The sequence below is a fragment of the Pelagimonas sp. genome, from assembly GCF_050633425.1.
In the GTDB taxonomy this organism is placed as follows: Bacteria; Pseudomonadota; Alphaproteobacteria; order Rhodobacterales; family Rhodobacteraceae; genus Pelagimonas.
This window is the reverse complement of the sequence record NZ_JBOEGM010000028.1, coordinates 55,547-77,848: the sequence shown is the minus strand read 5'-3', so window position 1 is coordinate 77,848 and position 22,302 is coordinate 55,547. Positions and strand designations below refer to the sequence as shown.

The following is a 22,302-nucleotide window of genomic DNA, read 5'->3' as shown; positions in this document are numbered from 1 at the left end:
GTAATCAATCAGATACTTAAAGGCCTGACGGACTTCTGGCTTGGACAGCACTGGGTGTTTCTGGTTCAGCGCCAGATACATCAGACGGCCCTTCAGCTCATCCACCACTTTGACGCCTTCGGCCCCCATGGCCCCGGCGATGTCTTCGGGGTTGAGGTTGCGCGCGATGTCAACGTCGCCGCGCTCAAGCAACAAACGCTGAGAGGCGGATTCAAGAACGTGACGCACAATGACCCGTTCCATGGCAGGTGCGCCGCCGTAATAGTCGGAGTTCGAGGTAAGTGTGACAGACTCGTTTGGTTTCCAGCTTGAGAGAACATAGGGGCCAGAACCGGCTGAGTTGGTTTTGAGCCAGGTGTTGCCCATATCGCCATCGACCTCATTGGCCATGACGGTCTCTTTGTCGACAATCCCGCCGATTGTGGCAGTCAAGCAGTTGAGAACAAAGGACGTTGCGTATTTCTTGTCCGTTGTGATCATCAGCTTGTTGCCATCGGCTTTGATGGTCTCAGCGGCGTTTTCGGGGGTAAAGCCGAACTGGGTCAGGATGAACGCCGGGGTCTTGTTGAGGATCACCGCACGTTGGAGCGAAAAGGCCGCGTCTTCGGCACGTACCGGGTTGCCCGACTGGAAGGTAACGCCTTCGCGCATGGTGAAGGTGATGGTTTTGCCATCCTCAGAAACCTCCCAGCTTTCGGCCAGATCAGGCTGATAGCCCGCAGCCAGATCGTTGGGGTCAAGGTTGACGAGACGGCTATAGACGTTGCGGCTGATGTCGGAGCCGGCAAATTCAAAGCTTTCGGCCGGATCAACGGTGGTGACATCGTCAATACGGTGGGCAATCACCAGCATATTGGCAGGGGTCTCGGCATAGGCAGCCATTGACGTGACGCTAAGCGCCAAGCCCATCGCGGCCCCACTGAGCAGTTTGTTAAATGCGTTCATTTTGGTGTCCTCTCTATCGGAAATGTCGTGTCTGTCTGGCATTGGAGGTTATTCCCCCCATGTTTTTTCGAGCACACGCAGCCAGTTTTCATGGCACAGCTTGGATATGAGCGCGGAGTCATACCCGTGTTGTTCCAGAGCGTGTCGAAGTTTGGGCAAGTCAGCGACCGAGGTCAGATCCTCGGGCACAATTGCCCCGTCGTAGTCTGAGCCAAAACCAACATGGTCTTCGCCCAGATGTTCAATAAGGTGGTCGAGATGAGCCATCATCTGTGACAAGGGCACATCAGCCAGCATGCGCCCATCCTGACGCAGGAAGGCGACAGCGAAATTCAACCCCACCATACCACCACTTTCGCGAATCGCGGACAATTGTTTGTCGGTGAGGTTGCGAGAGTGCGGGCAAATCGCGTGGGCGTTGGAATGGGTGGCCACCAGAGGTTTGGTGGAATGGCGCGCCACATCCCAAAACCCGGCCTCGTTCAGATGTGACAGATCAAGCAAGATGTTGAGATCATCGCATTTCTTGACAAGTCGCAAGCCGTGGTCGGTCAGGCCGGGGCCGATATCGGGGGTGCTTGGATAGCGAAACGGTACGCCGTGGCCAAAAAGGGTGGGGCGGCTCCAAACCGGCCCAAGAGAGCGCAACCCAGCCTGATGCAGCACATCAAGCGTATGGAATTCGGCGTCAATTGCCTCGGCGCCTTCGATATGAAAGATCGCGGCGATTTTGTTGGCGGCAAGGGTGGTACGGATGTCAGCGGCAGTACGGCACACGGTCAGCGCCCCGCGTTTTTCCAGATCAAACAGGATCGCGGCCTGAGCCATGACGACCGGAAAAGCGTCTTCCCAGTCAATGGGATCGGGCAGGGGGAGATCGTAGCTTGGCTTGGCCATCTCCTCAAACTTGAACTCAAGATCAACGGGTGAGGGAACGTAGACCGCAAAGAACCCGCCGCCAAAATCGCCTTGCGCTGCGCGGGGGGCATCAATGGCCCCATCGCGCCCGGATAAAAAGAGATCTGTGGCGGCAAGGCCACCCGCGCGATGCAGTTGCAATAGAACGTCATTATGGCCGTCAAAGATAAGTGGCCGCGTCGGAATCGCCAAAATAGTTTCACCCCCGATGTCGCAGACCTTCAGCTTAGACCAGAAAATATCATAGACTAGGAAAACTGTTATGATAATAGATCATAGAAGCATGACATTTTCGCAGAGGCTCCTATGGCAACCCGATCTTGGCACAGCCTGCCAGAGTATCAGGCCCTGCGGGCGCTGATGGAAAGTGGCACCACATCCAAGGCGGCAGTGCGCCTTGGCCTGTCGCAATCGGCGATCAGCCGGTCCATCGCCAGCCTGGAAGCGCGCACCGGCCGGATGTTGTTTGAACGTGATGGCGGGCGGCTTATTCCGACATCAGAAGCGGTGCAGCTGAACCGGCGCCTTGACCCGCTGTTTGAAGCGCTCGACCGAATTGATGGCCCACCGACGCCTGAAAAGGAGACCCTGCGCCTTGTGGCCCCGCCCACCTATGCACACCGGTTTTTGGTGCGCCATATTGCGTCGTTTCTACAGGCCAACCCGCATTACCTTGTCAGCCTGGAAGTGGCCCCATCGGATGAAGTCATCCGAGGTATTCAGGAGCTGCGCTTTGATTTGGGGCTGACCGGGGTTGAGCTCTCGCGGGAGGGGGTGAAACTGTCGCCCTATCGGACGTCGCATGCGGTATGTGCCATGCCAAAGTCGGACCGATTGGCAGACAAAGAGGTGATTTCCCCGGAAGATTTGCACGAGCGGCCAATGATTGCGCTGTTGCGACGCCATGCCCGGCGCGCGCAATTGGACCGGATGTTTACCAATGCCCGCAGTGCCCCGCGCGTGGTTGCGGAAGTGTCGACGTCCTTTGCGGCGGTTGATCTGGCCCGAGAAGGGTTGGGCGTCACGGTGGTGAACCCGTTTCCTGTTATGCAGTATCGCTCGGATGATCTGGTGTTTCGGCCTTTTGAGCCGGTGATCGAGTATCGCAGTTACTTTGCCACCCCGGAATCGCATCGCAGCCCCGCCATTGCGCGGGCGTTTATGCGTCACTTACGTCTGCACACGCTCAAAACACCCTTTACCAAGGCCTAGGCTCCAGAGCCCAAGCTTTCGGCCTTAGGGGCGGGTGTCAGAGTTGGTGTCAGAGCTGGTGTCGGGGCGGGTGTCGGGGCGGGTGCTAAACCTTGGCGACCTGTTTCCAAAACAGTGCTTTTTGCCCGTGATGGGCCTGTAACGCCGTCAAGAACGCGGCGTGATCGGGTTGACCGGCATAGCTCTCGATCTCGGCATCCATTGACGCACATTCTGCTAGGTGATCGGCGGCCTGAGCATAGCTTAGCCGGTCGCCTGAGTTCAGGATATCGGCGATGAGGCTGCGCCAGACCAACACGGCCGACAGCGGGTAGCGCAGGCGCAGGGTTTCGGCGGCGTCCACTCTGGCTTGGTTTGGAGTTCCCAGAAGATCCAAAACGCGGTCTTGTACCAGTTGCGACAGGCCGGGCGCATCGGGCCAGTCGGTCAGGAACTGAAGGGCGCGGCCCATGTCGTGAAAGGTCTGGGCATGTTGGCGGGCGCGGTCTTCTGCCTCGACATCATCAAAATCCGGCAGCAGCGCAAGATGGGCGCGCAGAGCGTCTTTGTTGAGCGTGTTGAGGAAGCTTTCCCACCGAAAAGATTGCGCGTCATCGGCCCGATCCAAGGCCAGAAGACAGTCGATATAGGCGCTGTCCCAATCGTCCATCCCGTCGTCAGGACCATCGGGTGGGGCGGATTGGAGCCGTGTCAATGCATCCTCATTGCGCCCCTGCGCCATCAAGAGCCGTGCGATTTCTGCGGCGGTGGCGGGGTGGCGCAAGGCAGCCGGGGAGTATTGGGCGATCAGCGTGTCGGTGTCGCCTTCGGCCTCGGCGATGTCCTGGCGAATGGCGCGGATCAGGCGGGCCTTTTGCTCGGCATGGTAATTGCCGGTTTCACTGCGCAATGCGCGCAAAAAGGCGAGCGCTTCGTGATCCATGTCAGGTTGGGCAAGTGGCTCGGCTTCATAGGCATCGACGCGGGTCTTGAGCTGGGCAAATCCGGTGGGGCCAAGGGGTTTGGCAAGCACGGCGATGATGCCGTCAAATTCGCCAAAGCCACTGTCGGAAACCGCATCCCACACCCGATCCCCAAGGGATTTTGGATCAAGCAAAGCACGTTCGGCAATCGGCCCAATGGCCGTGAGCGCGGCATGAAACATGTCGCTGATGTCGCCGGTCTTGTCATCGGTGCGGGTGTGTACCGCCGGGGCGAGTTCGATAAATTGCCAAAGCAAATCAAAGCCAAGCGCGGCGTCATCGGGGGCGATGCGCTGGATAATCATCTCGGACTGGGTTTGCAGATCTTTGACAAAAGCCTTGCGCTTGCGCCAGCCAATGGTGCTTTGCGATCTGCGCAGGGTGACCAGCCGTTTGCGCACGTCTCGGCCAAGCTCTTGGGGGCCGAGATTGTGGCTTAGCTCGAGGCGCAGGCGGCGTTTGATATCGGCGCTGCCGGTGCTGACTTCGATCAGCAGCTGCGCCAAACGCTCGGCGCCCAACGTGGCCAGATTTTCCGCATTCAGGGTTTTCTTTGACATGCCCAGAGTGTGCCAGCGCCGCATTCGGGGTGCAAGCCAGATGCGGCCAAGAGGCGTCAGCGTTTGCAAATTGGTCTGGTCATTTTTGTCATTATTGGCGCTTAATGGTTTGGCGGAGTGGCGATAAACAGGGCGCACATGTTGTTTGCCAAAAGGCCTGTTATGACCCTTGATTCCATGCCCCAAATCCTGCCGTCGGTTTGCCCGCTGGATTGCCCCGATACCTGTAGCCTGTCTGTTGAAGTGCAAAACGGTGAGCTGATGCGCGTCAAAGGGTCAAAGGCCAATCCTTATACGGACGGTGTGATTTGCAACAAAGTCGCGCGCTATTACCCGGATTTTGTACACGGAACATCACGGCTCACCCATCCGTTAAAGCGGGTGGGGCCGCGTGGTGCGGGCCAGTATGAGCGGATAAGCTGGGAAGCGGCGCTTGACCTGATCCATGACCAGTTTCGCGCGGCCATCGACACATATGGCCCCGAGACGATTTTGCCATTCAACTATGCCGGGCCGCATGGGGAATTGGCGGGAGGGTCGATGGATCGGCGGTTCTTTTACCAGATGGGCGCGACGATGCTGAACCGTGGGCCGCTATGTGGCGGGGTGCGTGGCGGGGCCTATGCGAGCCTGTTTGGCAACGCTCCAGGGATGCCGCCAGTTCAGGTGCTGCATTCGGATTTGGTGCTGGTCTGGGGCAACAACGTCACCGTGTCGAACCTGCATCTTGCGCCGTTGTTGAAAAAGATGCGCGCACGTGGTGGCAAACTGGTGATTATTGACCCCAAGCGGATCAAAATCGCGGAGCAATGCGATATGCATGTGATGCTCAAGCCCGGAACGGATGTGGTTTTGGCGATGGGGCTGGCGGCCGAGCTTGACCGGCGGGGCGCCTTGGACGCGCGGTTTATTGACCTGTGGGTCGACGGGTTTGAGGCATATATGGCCCAGGCGCGCGACTATCCTGCCGACGTCGTGTGCGCGCTTTGCGGGATTGAGGCGGCGCAGTTTGAGGCCTTGGTCGATCTGGTGATAGCGGCCGAAAATATGGCCTGTGCGTTTGGCAATGGAATCGAGCGCGGCAAGTCTGGCGGCTCGGGCCTTCGGGCGGCGATGGCCTTGCCAGCGCTGACAGGGCATCATGGCCGGCTTGGGGCCGGGGTTTTGGCCAAATCCGGGGTGGCAACGCCGAAAACCACGGCGCGGTTGCAGGGCGATCACCTGAAAAAGCCCGGAACACAGGTGCTCAATATCGTTGACCTGGGCGCGGCGTTGCAAGACGACACGCTGGATCCACCGATCACGGCGGCGATGATTTACAACCACAACCCGGTGGCAACACACCCAGATCAAGCCAATCTTATCAAAGGGTTGATGCGGGATGATCTGTTTTTGGCGGGCTGTGATGTGGTGATGACCGACAGCATGGCGCTCTGTGATGTGATCCTGCCCGCCGCAAGCCATTTTGAGTTTGACGACATCTATGGGGCCTATGGGCAGAACTTTTTGCAACGGGCCGAGCCTGTGATGCCCTGTGTCGGGGAAAGCCTGCCTAATACCGAGATTTTCCGCCGTTTGGCGGCGCGGTTTGGCTATGACGGACCGATGTTTGAGGCCAGCGACAAACAGCTGATGGATGAGGCGATTGATGGCGCGCATCCGCAGTTAAATGGCGTGCGGCCTAGCGAAATATCGGTTGATACCGCGATTGAGCTGATGGCCGATGATGGCACGCCGATGATCATGTGCCAGACGGTGAAACCGGCCACGGCATCGGGCAAGATTGAGCTGTTCAGCGCAACCTATGAGGCGGCGGGTGGCTTTGGCGTGCCGCGCTATGTGGCCGTTGCGCAAGACCTGCCTTTTACCCTCATCACGCCAAGTTCGGACAAACGAACCAATGCCACCTTTGGCAGTGATCCGGCGTCGCAAGGGATTGAAATGGTTGAGATGAACCCGCGCGATGCTGAGGAGCGAGGGTTGGTTGATGGTCAAGACGTGACGGTTTGGAATGGCCGGGCCGAGGTGCGGTTACAGCTGAAAGTCTCGGATGCGACACGCCAAGGGGTGCTCTATTCGCCTAAGGGGACGTGGCGGGGCAGCTCGGACACCGGGTTTACGGTGAACGCCTTGATCCCGGCAGATGTGCGAACCGATATTGAAGACGGGGCGTGCTATAACGAAACCTTTGTTGACGTGAAGCCGGCGTAACCCCGCGTAATACGGATAGGTTTCTGGAGGGCCGAGTGGGCGGCGCGTTGGGTTTGGAGCCTGCGCGCCAAAACCTGTGTCGCCTTGGCCTGTGCTCGGGGATGGGATTGCCAGATTTTTGGCCAGTGATTATTGTCCCATAATGGGAAAAATGAGCAGACCAATATGAAGCAAGCCGCGTGGTTGGGGTTTTCGATTGATCGACGTGCGAACGTGCCGGTTTTTGAGCAGATCTGTACCGGTATTCGGGCCGCGATCATCTCGGGGGATTTGGTGCCGGGGAGCCGACTTCCGGCAACGCGGGTTTTTGCGACCGAGCTTGGCCTGTCACGTTCGACGGTGGTGACGGCCTATGAACAGTTGGTGGCCGAAGGGTATCTGCACAGCCTTCAGGGCTCTGGCTATACGGTTTGCGCCTTGGGTGAGGTTGAGCTGGCGGGCGCTGAGCCCGCGGCCGAAATCTTGGACGAAAGACCGGGGGCGGAAATGCAAAACCCTGGTCTGGCGATGCCGTTTGAATCAGGGCAGCCGGATATGCGCCTGTTTCCACACCGGCAATGGGCCAAAACCGTGTCGCGCGTGTGCCGCACCAACCCCGAAGCCATGCTGATCGGGGGCGGGCCGTTTGGCAATATTGAGCTGCGCCGGACGATTGCGGCGCATGTGGCGGAATGGCGGGGCATTCAGGCCTCGGCGCATCAGGTGATTGTCACCGCAGGCTCGGCGGATGCCTTGGATATCTGCGTGCGCGGCTTGACGCAAAAGGGCGAAGGGGTTGGCATCGAAAGTCCGGGCTACCGGCCCATTTGCCATTTTGCCGAGGCGCAGGGGCTTGCACCCGACTGGTTGGAAATCGGGGCGCATGGGGCAGAGTTGCCAAAGAGCAAGCCCGCGCCGCGACTGGTTTTTTTAACGCCGTCCCACCAATACCCGTTGGGAGGTGCGATGTCGCCGAGCAGGCGGTTGGAGTTTATCAACTGGGCTGCGGCCTCGGATGCGTGGATTATCGAAGATGATTACGACAGCGAATTTCGCTATGCGGGGCGCCCTATCCCGGCGATGGCCGGTTTTGATAAGCTGAACCGAACCATTTATATCGGCAGCTTTTCCAAGATTTTTTCAAACTCGTTGAGGTTGGGATATATCGTTGCGCCGGACGTTGTGCTGGACAGGTTGCGCGCCGCCATTCGGCAAACCGGCCTGAGGGCAAGCTATATGCCGCAACAGGCTTTGGCCGAATTTATGGAGTCGGGTGAGTTTTACAGGCACCTGCGCCGGATGCGGCGCATCTATGCCGAGCGACGCGGGTTTTTGCTTGGTCGTTTGGCACGGGATTTTGCACAGTTCGGAAGGTTTGACGACCATCAGGCCGGTATGCAGGTTGTGTTTCACCTCACGGGGGGGCACCGCGATTCAGACATCGTGCAGCGCGCCAGCCAAGCGGGGATTGAAACCGAAGCCTTGTCGGAATGCGCGTTTGTACCGGGGGACCATAACGGGCTGATCCTTGGGTTTTGCGGGTATGAGATCAGCGTGATGGAGGCGGCGCTTGGGGTGTTACGGCGCTGTTTTTGATCGCTTATTGCGACGCCTTGTGCCCGGAGCGTTGTTCCAGAACAGTCTTGATATTCGACAAAAGCTCTTGGCGGCGAATGGGTTTCATCAGCCTGGTATCTTCTGGGCGCAACCCATTGCCATGCACGGTGGCTTCGGCGGCGTAACCGGTTAGGAAAATTGCCGGAAGATCGGGTTGTATGGCGCGCACTTCGCGCACCAGTCCGGGCCCCAAAAGGCGACCGGGCATCACAACATCAGTGATCAAAAGATCAAAGTTTTGATCGGCTTGGAAGACCTCAAGCGCGGCATCACCTGAGGGGGTGGCGACCACGTCATACCCGGCCTTGCGCAGCACCGCGACAAGAATGGCAAGCACGCCGCTTTCATCCTCGGCCACCAAAATGCGGCCGGTGTGTTGGTCTGGGACGGGCGCGGCGGGCAGGGGCGCGGGGTCATGATTTACCGGTCTGGCCATGGCGTTAAAGAAGAGCTTGAAGGTCGTGCCGACATTCTCTTCGCTATAGACCCGGACAGTCCCGCCTGATTGGCGGATAAACCCTTGTACCATCGACAGGCCCATCCCGGTGCCTTTGTTCGGAGCCTTGGTGGTGTAAAACGGTTCAAACACCTGTTTTAGTTTGTCTTTTGGGATGCCGTGGCCCGTATCGCTTACGGCCATCATGACGTATTCACCGGGTTCGATATCTTCAAACTGGCTCTGAATGGTTTCGGCGTCGATGACCAGATTGGCGGTTTCTATCGTCAGTTGCCCGCCTTCGGGCATCGCATCGCGGGCATTGATCACCAGATTCAACACCGCGCTTTCGGTTGAGCTTGGGTCAGAGCGGATCGTCCAGATATGATCGGTTAGGTGGGTGTTGACCTCAATGTTGGATGGCAAGGTGCGCACAATCCAGCTTTGGGCTTTCTGGATCACCTCATTCAAGTTGAGGTCGGAGGGTTCCAGTTTGGCCTGCCGGGCAAAGGCCAGCATGTTGCCTGTCAAATCGGCCCCGCGCGTGGCGGCATTGATGCTGGCATCGAGCATTTTGATGAGAGCGGGATCGTCGATTTCATCCTTGACCAGCTCAATATTGCCCAGGACGACGGCCAGCAGATTGTTGAAATCATGGGCAACACCGCCGGTCAATTGACCGATCGCTTCGCCGCGTTGGGATTTGATCAAAGCCTTTTGCGTGCGCCGTTTGTCGGTGGCATCGAGCATGATGCCTTCGATTTGGATTTCACCATTGGCGGTTTTCACCGGGCGGCCGCGTTCCCAGACCCATGTGTGCCGCCCGTCTTGGGTGGTGATCCCGTATTCAAGTTCATAGGGTTTGTTTTCGGCAACGGCGTCTTGAATGGATTGGCGAATGCGCGCGGCATCCGCGTCGTCAACAGTGAAGAGACTGCCTTTGCCAAACTCTTCCCAATCTGACATTTGGCGCGAGGCATCAACAAAGTGGCGGTAATAGCCCTTGCTGCGATAAACGGCTGACCAGTCGTGGTCGATCCGAACCCGAAACACCGCACCGGGCAAATTATCGACCAGATTTGCGAGCTTGGCCTGACTGTCGCGCAGCTTTTCCTCCATCTCGATATGGTCGGTCACATCCAGCAAAACGCCCAAGGTCGAGTTGACGCGGCCTGTCTCGTCAAATCCGGGTTCCGCCCATTGTTTGAGATGGCGCACGGTGCCGTCATCGCGGACAATGCGAACCGAGAGGGTCCAGCCGGACCCGGTTTGGCACGCATGATCAAGGGTTTGGACGTATCTTTCGCGGTCCTCAGGGTGATACCATTTCTGATCTTGTTCAAAGCTGCATGTCCGGGCCACGTAGTCTTCGGGGGACACCCCAAAAATAGCGGCCATTTCAGGAGAGCAGAACGAACACCGATCCGCGTCGCGATCCCAAACCCAATGGCCAAGACAGGCGAGTTGAGAGGCGTTGCGGTAGCGTTGGTTGGTGACTTGCAACTCTGCTTCATATTGCAACCGTTCGGTGACATCGCGGGTGACGCCAATATAGCCGGTAAACGCGCCGTTTTGGTCAAACTGCGGATCCGCATTGCCCTCTCGATAGCTTTTGGAGCCGTCCGGGTTGGTGTCGACGATGATCAGGTCTTTGATGACCTCGTGATTTTCCATCAAGCGGCGGATGGGCCCCCAATCGCCGGAGCGGGGCGCGCGGGTCGGCACTTCCCACGGTTTGAAGCCAATGAGCTCGGATCCATCGGCGGTGCTGGCGGTCCGGCCACTGATCACTGAGGTCAGTTTGAGCGCATCATCGGTTTCCCACAGCCGGTCATTGGCCATTTTGGCAAACAGTTCGAGCCGCCCTTTGTATCCGACGGCCGAGGTGCTTGGCCTCGGACTGTCTGCTTGGGCCATCGCCATGGAGATCAACCCGGCCACAGCTTCGGTAAAACGCTGTTCTTGCGGTGTCCAACCCTGTGGGGGGCTTGGGGATGTTAAGGTCAGCGCCCCCAAAACCTCATCATTGTCGAACAGCGGGCAGAACAGGGCGGATGTGGCCCCGGTCGATTTCAAAGTGCGCCCAAGCACGTGGAAGGGCGGGGGCACATCGTCGAGATCTGGGAGGGCAATGATTTTATGATCGTCCAAATGGCGCAAGATGACCTGATCGTTGTCCAGTGCCAGGGCCTGCGGCTCAGGACCGGGATGATCATCCGCCACAACGGCGGCGCTGACGTCGAGTTGGCGCAAATTGGGATTCAGGACCCGGATGACAACGGTGGACGCTCCGACGTTATCGGCAAGAACCTTGGCAAATCCCATCAGTTGCTGATCGAAGGGCAGATTGGAAAATGGCCGTTGCACGATCAGATCATGCAACACATCGTGCAACATGATCTGAGATGAATTTTTCGCGTGCGCCATGTGGATCAGCTTCGCCTAAAACGCCAATAAAACCAAGAGTTTTGACGCGCATGGCGCGCATCAACACTCCTGCCAATTGGATAAAAATGCATATATCACGGTTTTTGAACGTATTTCGGGCCTTCAGGTTTGAACGGCGCGGCAATATTGATCTATTGCGACGGAACTTCCCTGCGACCAAATCAGGTCAAGCCAACGTCCAAAGCTTTGAACAAACTCTGGCGATTGGCCCAAATCCCCGTAAATATGACGCTGGTTCAACCAGATTCGTGGATCAAGCTGAGCGGCGCGGCCAGCCTCCAACAAGCTGGCCCATTGCGGATCATTTGACGCGATCTCGGTGCCGTCTTCTCGGGTTCCTGCACACATGCGTGCCCAGAGCGCTTCGACCAAAGCCAGCCCGTCAATTGAGCCACCGGCCTTTACGGCGTCGCGCAGGATCGGCAAGACAAAACCGGGGTGGCGCGATGATCCATCAAAGGCGACCCGGCGGGTGGTGTCATGGATTTCGGGATTGGCAAAGCGGGTTTCGATGAGATTGATATAGGCGGTTGGGGTCATGCCGGGCACAGGTTTGACATAAGGCGCGATCTCTTGATCCTGCACTTTGCGAAACATCGCGGCGATACCAGAGTGGGCCATACAGCCCGCGATGGTCTCGATCGACAACAGCTCGCCGGCGTTGGCAAGAATTTGGTGACCCGCATTTAGGATGCGGATTTTCATCGTTTCGTAATCATGCACATCGTCGGTCAGGGTTGCGCCGACCCGGTCCCAATCCGGGCGACCGGCGCAAAACGAGTCTTCGATCACCCATTGGCGATAGTTTTCATGCGACACTGGGGCGGCATCCTCAACGCCGATGCGTTTTGCTAGGGCGAGTTCTTGCGGGCCGGTCGCGGGTACGATGCAATCCACCATAGAGTCTGGGAAGGCACCATTTGTGTTGATCCAATCCGCTAGATCGGGGTCAGAGAGCCGGGCAACGCTCACAACTGCGTGGCGGGTTATGGCCCCGTTGCCCTGTAGATTGTCACAGCTTTGCACCGTAAAGGGCAGGGCCCCGGCGGCGCGGCGGGCACGCAACGCGGCAACGATGGCCCCAAAAACCGATTTTGGGGTGTCGGGCTGGGCCGCGTCATGTTGGATATCGGGGTGTTGCAAATCAAAACCACCAGTGGCCGCGTCTGAATAATAGCCGCCTTCGGTGATGGTGAGCGACACGATGCGAATACGCGGATCGCTCATGGCGCGGATCAAAGGGCCGTTGCCGTCCTCGATCGGAAGGTAGTCGATCATCGGCCCGGTGACTTCGGCAGACATGCCCGATGGGTCTAGTTCGATCAGGGTCGACAGACAATCCTGCGCCAAAAGCCGGTCGCGCATGGCTTGGTCATAGGGGCGGACGCCAGCGCCGATAATGGCCCAATCATGGGCCAAGCCCTGTTGCATCAACCGATGGAGATACCACGCCTGATGGGCGCGATGAAAATTGCCCAGCCCGATATGGATGATACCGGGGGTCAATGCGCTGCGGTCATAACGCGGGGTCGCAATATTGTCGGGCAATGCGTGCAATGTATCGTTGGATAGTTTCACGTCTGTAGCCTCCTGCACGATTTCTTCCATCAGCTCATCCATTGCCCGCCATCGACATTGTAGGTTTGCGCAACGATGTAGTCGGCGTCATCGCTGGCAAGGAACACCGCCATTCCGGTTAGGTCAGCGGCGTGGCCCATGCGGCCATAGGGGACGGATTGGGCCACTTCGCGTTTCTTTTGGCCGGGGGCTTTGCCTTCGTATTTGGCAAAAAACGCATCGACTCCGTCCCAGTGTTCGCCATCCACAACACCCGGCGCGATGGCGTTGACGTTGATGCCGTGGGTGATCAGATTGAGGCCCGCCGATTGGGTCAGGCTGATGATTGCGGCCTTGGTGGCGCAATAGACTGCGACCAGAGGTTCGCCGCGCCGACCCGCTTGGCTAGCCATGTTGATGATATGCCCGCCCTTGCCCCGCGCGATCATATGCTTGGCCACCGCCTGAAGCGTGAACAGCGTACCGGCGACATTGATGTCAAAGGCGCGGGAGTAATCGGCGCGGGTGATTTCCGTAATCGGGGCGGCGGTGAAAATGGCGGCGTTGTTGATCAGAATGTCGATATGACCAAGCGTTTCAACGGCTTGGGCGACAGCGGTGTCGATGCTGGTTTGGTCGGACACGTCCATATGAATAGCGACGGCACCAATTTCATCAGCGGTCTTTTTAGCGGCCGCCATGTCGATATCGGCAATGGCCACGCGCGCGCCTTCGGCGATGTAGCGCTCTGCAAACGCCCGGCCGATGCCGCGTGCGGCACCGGTGATCAACGCGGTTTTTCCAGCCAACCGGGTCATGCGAGGCGCAACCCGTCAGCACCAAAGCGGTGCAGGTGCGCCGGATCAGGGGTGAGGAAAACCTTGGACCCATAGGACAGCGACAACTCCCCACCGGCGCGCACGGTCAACGGATCGGGGAAGGCATCGCACTTGACGTGAAAGAACGTGTCAGAGCCAAGATGTTCAGAGACGCCGACTGTTCCAGCCCAAGTGCCTTCGGTCTCAGAAATGCTGATATGCTCGGGGCGGGTGCCAATTGTGTGGGCATCATGTTTGGCGGCCTCGGGCCCCTGGAGCAGGTTCATTTTCGGCGAGCCGATAAACCCGGCGACAAAGGTGTTGCGCGGCGCGCGGTAAAGCTCAAGCGGGCTGCCGACCTGTTCGATAACACCGGCTTGTAACACAACGATTTTGTCGGCCATGGTCATGGCTTCGACCTGGTCATGGGTCACGTAGATCATCGTGGTGGCAAGGCGTTTGTGCAGCTCGGAGATTTCCAGACGCATGCCGACACGCAGGGCGGCATCGAGGTTTGACAAAGGTTCGTCAAAGAGAAACGCGGCAGGTTCGCGAACAATGGCACGGCCAATGGCAACACGCTGACGCTGACCGCCCGAAAGCTGACCGGGGCGGCGATCAAGGTAGTCGGTGAGGTTGAGGGCGGCGGCGGCACCGTCGATCCGGCGCTTTTGCTCATCCTCGGGCACACCGGCCATTTTCATCGGAAAAGCGATGTTTTTGCGCACCGACATATGCGGATAAAGCGCGTAGGATTGGAACACCATCGCCAGCCCACGTTTGGCGGGGGGCACATGGGTCGCATCCTTGCCGTCGATGCGGATGTGGCCATCGGTGGTGTCTTCGAGCCCGGCAATCAGGCGGAGCAGGGTGGATTTCCCGCACCCCGAAGGCCCAACAAACACGGTGAATTCGCCGTCTTCGATGGTGAGGTCCAGAGGGGGGATGACTTCTGTGTCACCAAAGCATTTGCGGACTTGGTCCAGTACGATACGTCCCATTGGTCTTTCCTTATTTCACTGCGCCGAAGGTCAAGCCGGAAACCAGTTGCTTTTGGCTGAACCAGCCCAAGACAAGGATCGGGCCAATGGCCATGGTGGATGCCGCGCTCAGCTTGGCAAAAAACAGGCCTTCGGGGCTTGAATAGCTGGCGATAAAGGCGGTGAGGGGGGCGGCCTTGGCCGCGGTCAGATTGAGGGTCCAGAAGGCTTCGTTCCAAGCAAGAATGAAGTTCAGGAGCAGGGTTGAAGCGATGCCGGGAATGGCCATCGGGGTGAGAACATGAATGATCTCTTCCTTGAGCGTGGCCCCGTCCATTCGCGCCGCTTCGAGGATTTCGCCGGGAATTTCCTTGAAGTAGGTGTAGAGCATCCAGACGATGATCGGCAGGTTCATGAGCATCAGCACCATGATCAAACCGGCGCGGCTATCCAAAATCCCCAGTTTGATGAAGATCAGGTAGATCGGGTAAAGAACGCCAACCGCGGGCAACATCTTGGTCGATAGCATCCACATCAGGATGTCTTTGGTCCGCTTGGAAGGCACAAAGGCCATGGACCAGGCGGCAGGCACCGCGATGATGATGCCAAGAACAGTCGAGCCCCCGGCGATGATGATCGAATTCCACAAAAAACGCATATAGTTTGAGCGTTCCATGACGGCCTGATAATTTTCCAGCGTCCAGTCAAAGGCCAGGAAAACAGGCGGATCGGCGATTGCGGTGGCTTCGGTTTTGAAGCTGGTCAGGATGGTCCAGAGGATCGGAAAGAAGATCAACAGACCAACCGACCATGCCGCGACGGTGTTGATAAGTTTGCGTTGTGGTGTAACTGAGCGGGCCATGGTTTTTCCTTACGCGTCCAGGTTCTTGCCAACGATGCGCATCAAGAAGATGGCGACGATATTGGCGAGGATGATGGCGTAAACACCGCCTGCGGAACCGAGGCCGACGTTTTGGCTTTCGAGAACGCGTTGATAGATCAGGTAAGTCAGGGTTTTGGTGCCAAAGCTGCCTTGGGTGGTGACAAAGATTTCCGCAAAGATGCCAAGCAGGAAGATGGTTTGGATCAACACAACAACAGTGATGGCGCGGCCAAGGTGGGGCAGGGTGATGTACCCAAATCGCTTGAGCGGCGGTGCCCCATCCATTTCGGCGGCCTCAAGCTGTTCGCGATCCAGTGATTGAATGGCGGTGAGCAAAATCAGCGTCGCAAAGGGCAGCCATTGCCAGGATACGATCATTGTAATGGATTGCAGCGAGGCTTGGCTTAACCATGATATGGGTTCTGCGCCAAAGAATTTCCAAAGATGGGCAAAGAGTCCGTTCACCGGATCCATGAACATGTTCTTCCAAACCAACGCCGACACGGTGGGCATGACAAAGAAGGGCGCGATGACGAGAATGCGCACGATACCCTGGCCCCACATGGGTTGGCTGAGCAGCACCGCGAGCAGGACACCAAAGACCACGGTGATGGCAAGCACACCGCCAACAAGCATCAACGTGACTTGAATGCTGGGCCAAAAGGAGCTGGACGACACAAACCGAACGTAGTTGTCAAATCCAACCCATCCCAGATCACCGCCACGCAGCGGCAGGTATTTCTTGAATGAAAACAGTAGGGTCATGGTGAGTGGAATAAGCATCCATCCCAAAAGCAGGATAACAGCAGGGGCCATCATCAGGCGGGCTGCGGATCTGGATTGCTGGGTGGCCATGTCAAATCTCCTGTGCTGGCGGCAGGGCTGCCGTCAGGGGGATGGTGGCGGGAATTGCGAGAGAGTGCCAGAGGGGGAGCAGGTTGGGAAACCTTGGAAGGCTCGCCCCTCTGGCCGGGAGTGATGGGTTAGTAGCCTGCGGCTTCCATCTCATCTGCTGTCAGGGCCTGAGCCTTGGCCAGCGCTTCTTCGGCGGTCTGTTGACCGGCAAGGGCGGCTGAGAATTCCTGACCTACCTGGCTTGCGATACCGGCAAATTCAGGGATGGCCGCGAATTGAACACCGACATATGGAACCTTATCAACCGTTGGGTTGGTTGGATCCGCCGACAAGATGCTGTCGAGCGTCATCTTGGCAAATGGGATGTCCTTGTAGTTCTCGTTCTCATAGAGAGAGATACGCGCGCCGGGAGGCACGTTGGCCCAACCTTCTTTGGCAGCAACGAGTTCGATGTAGTCCTTGGATGTGGCCCACTGAATGAACTCTTTCGCGGGGCCCTCTTTCTGAGTGCCGGCCGGGATTGCAAGCGCCCAAGCCCAGAGCCAGTTGCCGCGTTTGCCAAGGCCGGTGTCGGGGGCGAGAGCAAAGCTCACCTTGTCAGCCACGGTAGAATCCTTGGGGTTTGTCACGAACGATGCCGCAACGGTAGCGTCGATCCACATGCCACATTTGCCCTGTTGGAACAGCGACAGGTTTTCGTTGAACCCGTTGTTGGATGCACCGGGAGGGCCCGCGTCATTCATCAACTCGATGTAGAAGTTGAGAGTGTTTGACCAAGCTTCTGAATCGAACTGTGGTTTCCAGTTTTCGTCAAACCAACGTGCGCCAAAGGCGTTGGAGGTTGCGGTCAGGAAGGCCATGTTCTCGCCCCAACCGGCCTTGCCGCGCAGGCAGATGCCATAGATTTCGGCGTCTTTGTCGGTCATTTTGCGCGCAGCATCGGCGACAAAATCCCACGTCGGCGCGTCAGGCATTTCCAGCCCGGCTTTTTCCATCAGATCGCTGCGATACATGATCATCGAGCTTTCGCCATAGAATGGCGCGGCATACATGGTGCCTTCGTGCGATAGGCCGCCGCGCATGGCTGGCAGAATATCGTCGATGTCATAGTCCGCAGGCAGGTCGTCAAGCCCAACAAGCCAGCCGTTTTTCGCCCAGATCGGGGTTTCGTACATGCCGATTGTCATGATGTCGAACTGACCGCCCTTGGCGGAAATGTCGGTGGTAACCCGCTGGCGAAGAACGTTTTCCTCCAGTGTGACCCACTCAACCTCATGGCCTGTTTTGGCGGTGAAATCGGCGGTCATTCCTTGCATGCGGATCATGTCACCGTTGTTCACGGTGGCAATTGTAATGGTCTCGGCGAATGCGCCGCTTGTCGCGATAAGCGATAGCGCTGTTGCCGCACCAAATGCGTATTTCAAAGACATCCGAAATCCTCCCTTTTGGATGTTACCCCTTAACGCTACGAAAATATCTATCGCCGCGTCAATTATAATTTTACGCGCGTAAAGAAAAAGAAAATTACGGATGTTTATCAGTGGTCTAGGCAGAGCCTCGCATCACAAGTTTTCCGTCAAACAGGGTGGATTGCCGATTTTCAGTGCGGTTATTTGATTCGATACATGCAAAAAGTGTCTCAGCGCTTTTTTGGGCAATCGCCGTGTAATCCTGGGCAACCGTGGTGAGAGTTGGGCAAGTGTAGCGTGAAAATGGATGATCATCGTGCCCCGCAACCCGCAGCGCGCACCCGGCACCAATGCCAACGCGCATGCCAAGCCCATAAGCAGCAGACAGGAACCCAATCGCCAGTCGGTCGTTGCTGCACAAGATCGTGTCGGTTGGCAGGTGCCGGTCGCTGATCACACGCGTCCCTTCGCGAAATCCGATCTCTTCAAAATCCCAGCCTTCGCCGTCAACCTGGATCAAATTCGGGCTGTGACCCAAGGCTTCCATCACGTCGCAATAGGTGTTGCGGCGGCGATAGGCGTTTGGGTTTGAGGGGGTTTTCATTTCGAAAAAGGCGGGGGGTTGCCCGGTGCGACACAGATATTTGCACATCATTTCAGTGGCCTGAGCATTGTCATGGCCGATGAAACCTGCGCCGATATCATCAAGCTGGCTGTCAAAGAGCACAGTCGGGACTTCGGTGCAGAATTGTCTGATAGCCTCTCGATCCGAGGTGCGGCCAAGCGGGGCCATCAACACGCCAGCGGGTTTTATGGCCCTGAGATTGTCAAGATTAACAACCTCTTGCTGCGGATCACCATACGAGCCAAGCAAGACAGGGCGAAAGCCGGCTTCGATCACATGGGCTTCCATATTACGAGCGATTTCAGCAAAGAACGGGTCCGCCAAATAGGGAACCATAATGCCGATGTTCTTGGTCAACCGCCTGTTTTGGTTCATGGCATACATGTTTGGGCGGTAGTCATGTTGCTGTAGGGCGGCTTCGATCCGGCTGCGGGTCGATTTGCGAACACTGTCTGGATCGTTGAAGTATTTCGACAATGTTGGGCGGGAAATACCGCTGACAGAGGCGAAATCGTCCATGTTTTTAATCTTAGCGTCGCTCATGCCGCGGCTTTCTTGGTCTTTTGATATATCTGACCGAGCGTAATTGACGCGCGCCAATTTTGCCAGAGCCGCAAAGGGGAATGGTCGTACATGAGCTTTCCCGTGATGACAGACCTGCGGCGATGACTGTTGCGGCGATGACCGTTGCGGTGGGCCGGAGCGGGGAGCCAGAGCGGTGAGTTGGAGTAGGGGAGCGGGAAAAGCGACAGCGGCCGCAACCAAATCAGGTTACAGCCGCTGCGTTGTTAAGACGGGTCATGTCGCCAAGCATCGCCTGAAACCTCAGGCTGTCATGCTTGGTTCAATTGGCGCAGGAGATCATGCGCAAGAGACCCCAGACGTCGCTGTCTGAAAGCGAAAAATGGGGTCTCAGGGGCAGGTCTTAAAACTCAACGACCGCCCGGATTGATTTGCCTTCATGCATGAGGTCAAACCCGTGATTGATCTCGTCCAGGCTGAGCTTGTGAGTGATCATTGGGTCAATCTCGATCTTCCCATCCATGTACCAATCAACGATTTTCGGCACGTCTGTTCGCCCAGAAGCACCGCCAAAGGCCGTGCCGCGCCAAATGCGCCCTGTGACCAGCTGGAACGGACGGGTCGAGATTTCGGCACCGGCGGGTGCAACCCCGATGATGATGCTTTCACCCCAGCCTTTATGCGCGGCTTCGAGAGCCGTGCGCATCACGCCCACATTGCCCGTGGCGTCAAAGGTGTAATCTGCGCCGCCCTTGGTCAATTCAACCAAATGCGCAACAAGATCGCCGTCGACTTTGGAAGGGTTCACAAAATCGGTCATGCCGAAACGCGTGCCCATTTCGACTTTGCTGTCATTGAGATCGACACCAACGATCTGATCCGCGCCAGCAAGACGCAGGCCTTGGATCACGTTGAGGCCAATGCCACCCAAGCCAAACACAATTGCGCGGCTTCCGATTTCGACTTTGGCGGTGTTGATCACTGCGCCGATGCCGGTGGTGACGCCACAGCCGATGTAGCAAGTCTTGTCAAAAGGGGCGTCTTTGCGGACTTTGGCCAGGGCGATTTCAGGGACAACCGTGTGGTTGGCAAAGGTTGAACAGCCCATATAGTGGTGGATCGGCGTGCCATCGAGCATGGAAAAACGTGTCGATCCATCCGGCAAAAGGCCCGCACCCTGCGTCGCGCGGATTGATTGGCACAGGTTGGTTTTGGGGTTGAGGCAATACTCACATTCCCGGCATTCGGGGGTGTAGAGCGGGATCACGTGATCGCCGACCTCAAGCGAGGTCACACCTTCGCCCACCTCAATAACAACGCCCGCGCCCTCATGGCCGAGGATCGCCGGGAAAATACCCTCGGGGTCATCGCCCGAGCGGGTGAATTCATCCGTATGGCACAGACCTGTGGCCTTGATTTCAACCAGAACCTCGCCTGCTTTGGGCCCTTCGAGGTTCACTTCCATTACTTCAAGCGGTGCTCCGGCCTTTACGGCAACGGCTGCTTTGGTTCTCATCTGTCATCTCCCAAGATAGTATCTTGATTACGTGTCTGTGATTATCATAATTTGAGACATGGTCTCGTCATATGAGAGGATTCGTCAATATGCAACTCGAGCGAATGATAACAATTCTCGAATTGGTGGCGATTGCTGGCCGCCCAATCACAGTGGTCGAGCTGCAAACGGCGACAGGCCTGCCCAAAGCGACGTGCTATCGTTTGGTTCAAACCTTACAAGAGCAACGGCTTTTGGAGCAACCAGATGCTGACGGGAAGGTTGTCATTGGTGAGCGGCTGATCCGCATCGCGCTGTTGGGCAAGGCGGATGTCGATGTGCGCAAAGCTGCCGCGCCGCTGTTGAAGACCGCCGCAATTAGTTTCAACGAAACGGTTTTTCTATCGCGCTTTCGCAATCGCAAGGTTGAGATCATCCATGTCGAGACCCCCAATGATCCGGCGCGCGCTTTTGTGCATCCGGGGCTCGGGGATCGGCCGATGCATGCCTGTTCATGTTCCAAGGCCATTGCCGCCTTTACTGAAAAGGACTTTCAGGACACGATTCTGCAAGAGACGCTCAAGGCCTATACAGAACATACCAAGACCACGCCCGAGGCATTGCGGGAGGAATTCCAAGTAATCGCGGCACGCGGCTTTGCGGAGTGTGATCAAGAAATCGACATGGGTGTCGGCAGTGTCGCGGCCCCGATTTCGATCGGGAATATCGGCGCAACATTTAGTGTCGGTGCGATTGGACCAATTCGGCGATTTGGCAGTGAGTATCGGGAAGACATTGGTGTCAAACTCATTGAATTGGCCGAGAAAATCAGCGGGGCCATTCAGCTCTGCAATGTTGCTGAGGTGTGAGGGGCGTATCGGGGCGCAGATTTGGGCGGCAGGCTCAATTTGTCAGCGTGTCACCATGAGCTTTGCAACAGGTTGAACAGTTCCGCGAGGATCGGGCTATCTTTGCGCCGGTCCAAAGTCACGAAACAGAGACAGGCAGGCACCGAGACAGTGTCGCACACGGCAAGACCAAAGGATTGTTTTTGATGCAGGGCAATTGATTCTCGGCACAGGCTTAGGCCAATGCCGGAACGCACCATTTCCAACATCGAGGCTTCTTGATCGACCCGTGCCACAACGTTCAGGCGCACATCGAGATTCTGATAGACTTTGGCCAACAGGCGATGGTGAACCGATCTTTCCGGGGTTCCGATCCATGCAAACTTTGCCAAAGACAACCAGTCGGCCGCGTCGATTTTGCTCTGCCAACCGACCGGACCGATGACGCGATACCGAAAGTCGGCAAGCTTGATGGCGTGTATCTGATCGTCGCTGTCTTGCCCCAGCTGCGTCAGATCATCTGGCCCGCACAGATAAAAGCCCGCATCTATCTGGCCACGTTTCAACCAGGTCATAATATCGCCGCTGACACCATGCATCAGTTCGGTTTCGATGTCTGGGTGTTCTCGTTGCAGGCGGGCCAGCATCTGACCGAGCCGGATAAATTCTGGATCGACGATTGTGCCGATTTTGAGCGTGCCACTGATCCGGCCAGACCGGCGGCGCGCGCTCCGGTGAAAATCGCTCATGGCTTCAAGGATATGTTCCGCTTTTGACAAGACCGCAGCCCCGTCATGGGTGAGCTGTAACCCGGTGGCCGTGCGGTGAAACAACAGGAGGCCGGTTTCTTCGCTCAACCGTTTGATCTGGTGGCTGATGGCGGGTTGTGTGAGGTTCAACACCTCAGCGGCGCGTGACACGCTCCCTTCTCGGGCGACGGTCACAAAGGCCAAGATGCTGTTAATATTCGAAAAACGATCCATATAAAAATAACTAATATGACTGTGTGACATTTGTCATTA

17 protein-coding genes are annotated in these 22,302 nt (G+C 57.1%); 4 read left to right on the top strand and 13 right to left on the bottom strand.

The features are described from left to right. Together ACRBB0_RS22165 and ACRBB0_RS22160 are read right to left on the bottom strand one after the other, a co-directional pair. The coding region (locus ACRBB0_RS22165; RefSeq protein ID WP_431376651.1) for an ABC transporter substrate-binding protein at positions 1-945 on the bottom strand (945 nt) is incomplete at its 3' end. 48 nt (positions 946-993) lie between these two features. Further along, positions 994-2,049, bottom strand: coding sequence for a dipeptidase (locus tag ACRBB0_RS22160; protein ID WP_431376653.1), 1,056 nt, complete (start codon positions 2,047-2,049; stop codon positions 994-996). Positions 2,050-2,169: 120 nt separating this feature from the next. Here ACRBB0_RS22160 and ACRBB0_RS22155 point away from each other — a divergent pair, with 120 nt between their 5' ends. Then, positions 2,170-3,075 (top strand): LysR family transcriptional regulator, encoded by a 906-nt coding sequence (locus tag ACRBB0_RS22155; protein WP_431376650.1) that lies wholly within the window; start codon positions 2,170-2,172, stop codon positions 3,073-3,075. An 85-nt stretch (positions 3,076-3,160) separates the two neighbouring features. Here ACRBB0_RS22155 and ACRBB0_RS22150 read toward each other — a convergent pair whose 3' ends face one another. Then, on the bottom strand, positions 3,161-4,597 hold the full coding sequence (locus tag ACRBB0_RS22150) for a DUF6880 family protein (RefSeq protein ID WP_431376649.1): 1,437 nt from the start codon (positions 4,595-4,597) through the stop codon (positions 3,161-3,163). Between the two features lie 162 nt (positions 4,598-4,759). On the opposite strand from ACRBB0_RS22150, the gene ACRBB0_RS22145 reads away from it, so the two are divergent. Together ACRBB0_RS22145 and ACRBB0_RS22140 are read left to right on the top strand one after the other, a co-directional pair. Next, a complete protein-coding gene (locus tag ACRBB0_RS22145; RefSeq protein ID WP_431376648.1) occupies positions 4,760-6,808 on the top strand; it encodes a molybdopterin-dependent oxidoreductase in 2,049 nt (682 codons plus the stop codon). Between the two features lie 165 nt (positions 6,809-6,973). Next, entirely contained in the window at positions 6,974-8,383 is a 1,410-nt protein-coding gene (locus tag ACRBB0_RS22140; RefSeq protein WP_431376647.1) for a PLP-dependent aminotransferase family protein, read from the top strand. A 4-nt stretch (positions 8,384-8,387) separates the two neighbouring features. On the opposite strand, the gene ACRBB0_RS22135 is transcribed toward ACRBB0_RS22140, so the two are convergent. The 9 genes from ACRBB0_RS22135 to ACRBB0_RS22095 all read right to left on the bottom strand — a co-directional run bounded on the left by ACRBB0_RS22135 (position 8,388) and on the right by ACRBB0_RS22095 (position 20,453). After that, positions 8,388-11,267, bottom strand: coding sequence for a PAS domain-containing protein (locus ACRBB0_RS22135; protein ID WP_431376646.1), 2,880 nt, complete (start codon positions 11,265-11,267; stop codon positions 8,388-8,390). Positions 11,268-11,390: 123 nt separating this feature from the next. Continuing rightward, a complete protein-coding gene (locus ACRBB0_RS22130) occupies positions 11,391-12,908 on the bottom strand; it encodes a mannitol dehydrogenase family protein (protein WP_431376645.1) in 1,518 nt (505 codons plus the stop codon). Continuing rightward, entirely contained in the window at positions 12,896-13,663 is a 768-nt protein-coding gene (locus ACRBB0_RS22125; RefSeq protein ID WP_431376644.1) for an L-iditol 2-dehydrogenase, read from the bottom strand. Before ACRBB0_RS22125 ends, ACRBB0_RS22130 begins: the two co-directional genes overlap by 13 nt. Then, on the bottom strand, positions 13,660-14,664 hold the full coding sequence (locus tag ACRBB0_RS22120) for an ABC transporter ATP-binding protein (protein WP_431376643.1): 1,005 nt from the start codon (positions 14,662-14,664) through the stop codon (positions 13,660-13,662). Before ACRBB0_RS22120 ends, ACRBB0_RS22125 begins: the two co-directional genes overlap by 4 nt. 10 nt (positions 14,665-14,674) lie before the next feature. Next, complete coding sequence (locus tag ACRBB0_RS22115; protein WP_431376642.1) at positions 14,675-15,505, bottom strand: carbohydrate ABC transporter permease; 831 nt, start codon at positions 15,503-15,505, stop codon at positions 14,675-14,677. Between the two features lie 9 nt (positions 15,506-15,514). Continuing rightward, the gene (locus ACRBB0_RS22110) at positions 15,515-16,381 is read right to left on the bottom strand and encodes a carbohydrate ABC transporter permease (RefSeq protein ID WP_431376641.1); all 867 of its coding nucleotides are present in this window, start codon (positions 16,379-16,381) and stop codon (positions 15,515-15,517) included. A gap of 128 nt (positions 16,382-16,509) precedes the next feature. Further along, entirely contained in the window at positions 16,510-17,811 is a 1,302-nt protein-coding gene (locus ACRBB0_RS22105; protein ID WP_431376640.1) for an ABC transporter substrate-binding protein, read from the bottom strand. A gap of 115 nt (positions 17,812-17,926) precedes the next feature. After that, positions 17,927-18,958, bottom strand: a complete 1,032-nt coding sequence (locus ACRBB0_RS22100; protein ID WP_431376639.1) for a LacI family DNA-binding transcriptional regulator — start codon at positions 18,956-18,958, stop codon at positions 17,927-17,929. Between the two features lie 382 nt (positions 18,959-19,340). Continuing rightward, entirely contained in the window at positions 19,341-20,453 is a 1,113-nt protein-coding gene (locus ACRBB0_RS22095) for an S-(hydroxymethyl)glutathione dehydrogenase/class III alcohol dehydrogenase (RefSeq protein ID WP_431376638.1), read from the bottom strand. Between the two features lie 89 nt (positions 20,454-20,542). Between ACRBB0_RS22095 and ACRBB0_RS22090 the strand changes: the two genes are divergently transcribed. Next, the gene (locus ACRBB0_RS22090) at positions 20,543-21,301 is read left to right on the top strand and encodes an IclR family transcriptional regulator (RefSeq protein WP_431376637.1); all 759 of its coding nucleotides are present in this window, start codon (positions 20,543-20,545) and stop codon (positions 21,299-21,301) included. 50 nt (positions 21,302-21,351) lie between these two features. Here the strand turns inward: ACRBB0_RS22090 and ACRBB0_RS22085 are convergent, their stop codons facing one another. Then, positions 21,352-22,263, bottom strand: a complete 912-nt coding sequence (locus tag ACRBB0_RS22085; RefSeq protein WP_431376636.1) for a LysR family transcriptional regulator — start codon at positions 22,261-22,263, stop codon at positions 21,352-21,354. Positions 22,264-22,302 lie beyond the last annotated feature (39 nt).

Coding starts and splice junctions, on each gene's coding strand:
- ACRBB0_RS22155 (WP_431376650.1), top strand. CDS start 2,170: ATGGCAACCCGATCTTGGCACAGCCTGCCAGAGTATCAGGCCCTGCGG.
- ACRBB0_RS22150 (WP_431376649.1), bottom strand. CDS start 4,597: ATGTCAAAGAAAACCCTGAATGCGGAAAATCTGGCCACGTTGGGCGCC.
- ACRBB0_RS22145 (WP_431376648.1), top strand. CDS start 4,760: ATGACCCTTGATTCCATGCCCCAAATCCTGCCGTCGGTTTGCCCGCTG.
- ACRBB0_RS22140 (WP_431376647.1), top strand. CDS start 6,974: ATGAAGCAAGCCGCGTGGTTGGGGTTTTCGATTGATCGACGTGCGAAC.
- ACRBB0_RS22135 (WP_431376646.1), bottom strand. CDS start 11,267: ATGGCGCACGCGAAAAATTCATCTCAGATCATGTTGCACGATGTGTTG.
- ACRBB0_RS22130 (WP_431376645.1), bottom strand. CDS start 12,908: ATGGATGAGCTGATGGAAGAAATCGTGCAGGAGGCTACAGACGTGAAA.
- ACRBB0_RS22125 (WP_431376644.1), bottom strand. CDS start 13,663: ATGACCCGGTTGGCTGGAAAAACCGCGTTGATCACCGGTGCCGCACGC.
- ACRBB0_RS22120 (WP_431376643.1), bottom strand. CDS start 14,664: ATGGGACGTATCGTACTGGACCAAGTCCGCAAATGCTTTGGTGACACA.
- ACRBB0_RS22115 (WP_431376642.1), bottom strand. CDS start 15,505: ATGGCCCGCTCAGTTACACCACAACGCAAACTTATCAACACCGTCGCG.
- ACRBB0_RS22110 (WP_431376641.1), bottom strand. CDS start 16,381: ATGGCCACCCAGCAATCCAGATCCGCAGCCCGCCTGATGATGGCCCCT.
- ACRBB0_RS22105 (WP_431376640.1), bottom strand. CDS start 17,811: ATGTCTTTGAAATACGCATTTGGTGCGGCAACAGCGCTATCGCTTATC.
- ACRBB0_RS22100 (WP_431376639.1), bottom strand. CDS start 18,958: ATGAGCGACGCTAAGATTAAAAACATGGACGATTTCGCCTCTGTCAGC.
- ACRBB0_RS22095 (WP_431376638.1), bottom strand. CDS start 20,453: ATGAGAACCAAAGCAGCCGTTGCCGTAAAGGCCGGAGCACCGCTTGAA.
- ACRBB0_RS22090 (WP_431376637.1), top strand. CDS start 20,543: ATGCAACTCGAGCGAATGATAACAATTCTCGAATTGGTGGCGATTGCT.
- ACRBB0_RS22085 (WP_431376636.1), bottom strand. CDS start 22,263: ATGGATCGTTTTTCGAATATTAACAGCATCTTGGCCTTTGTGACCGTC.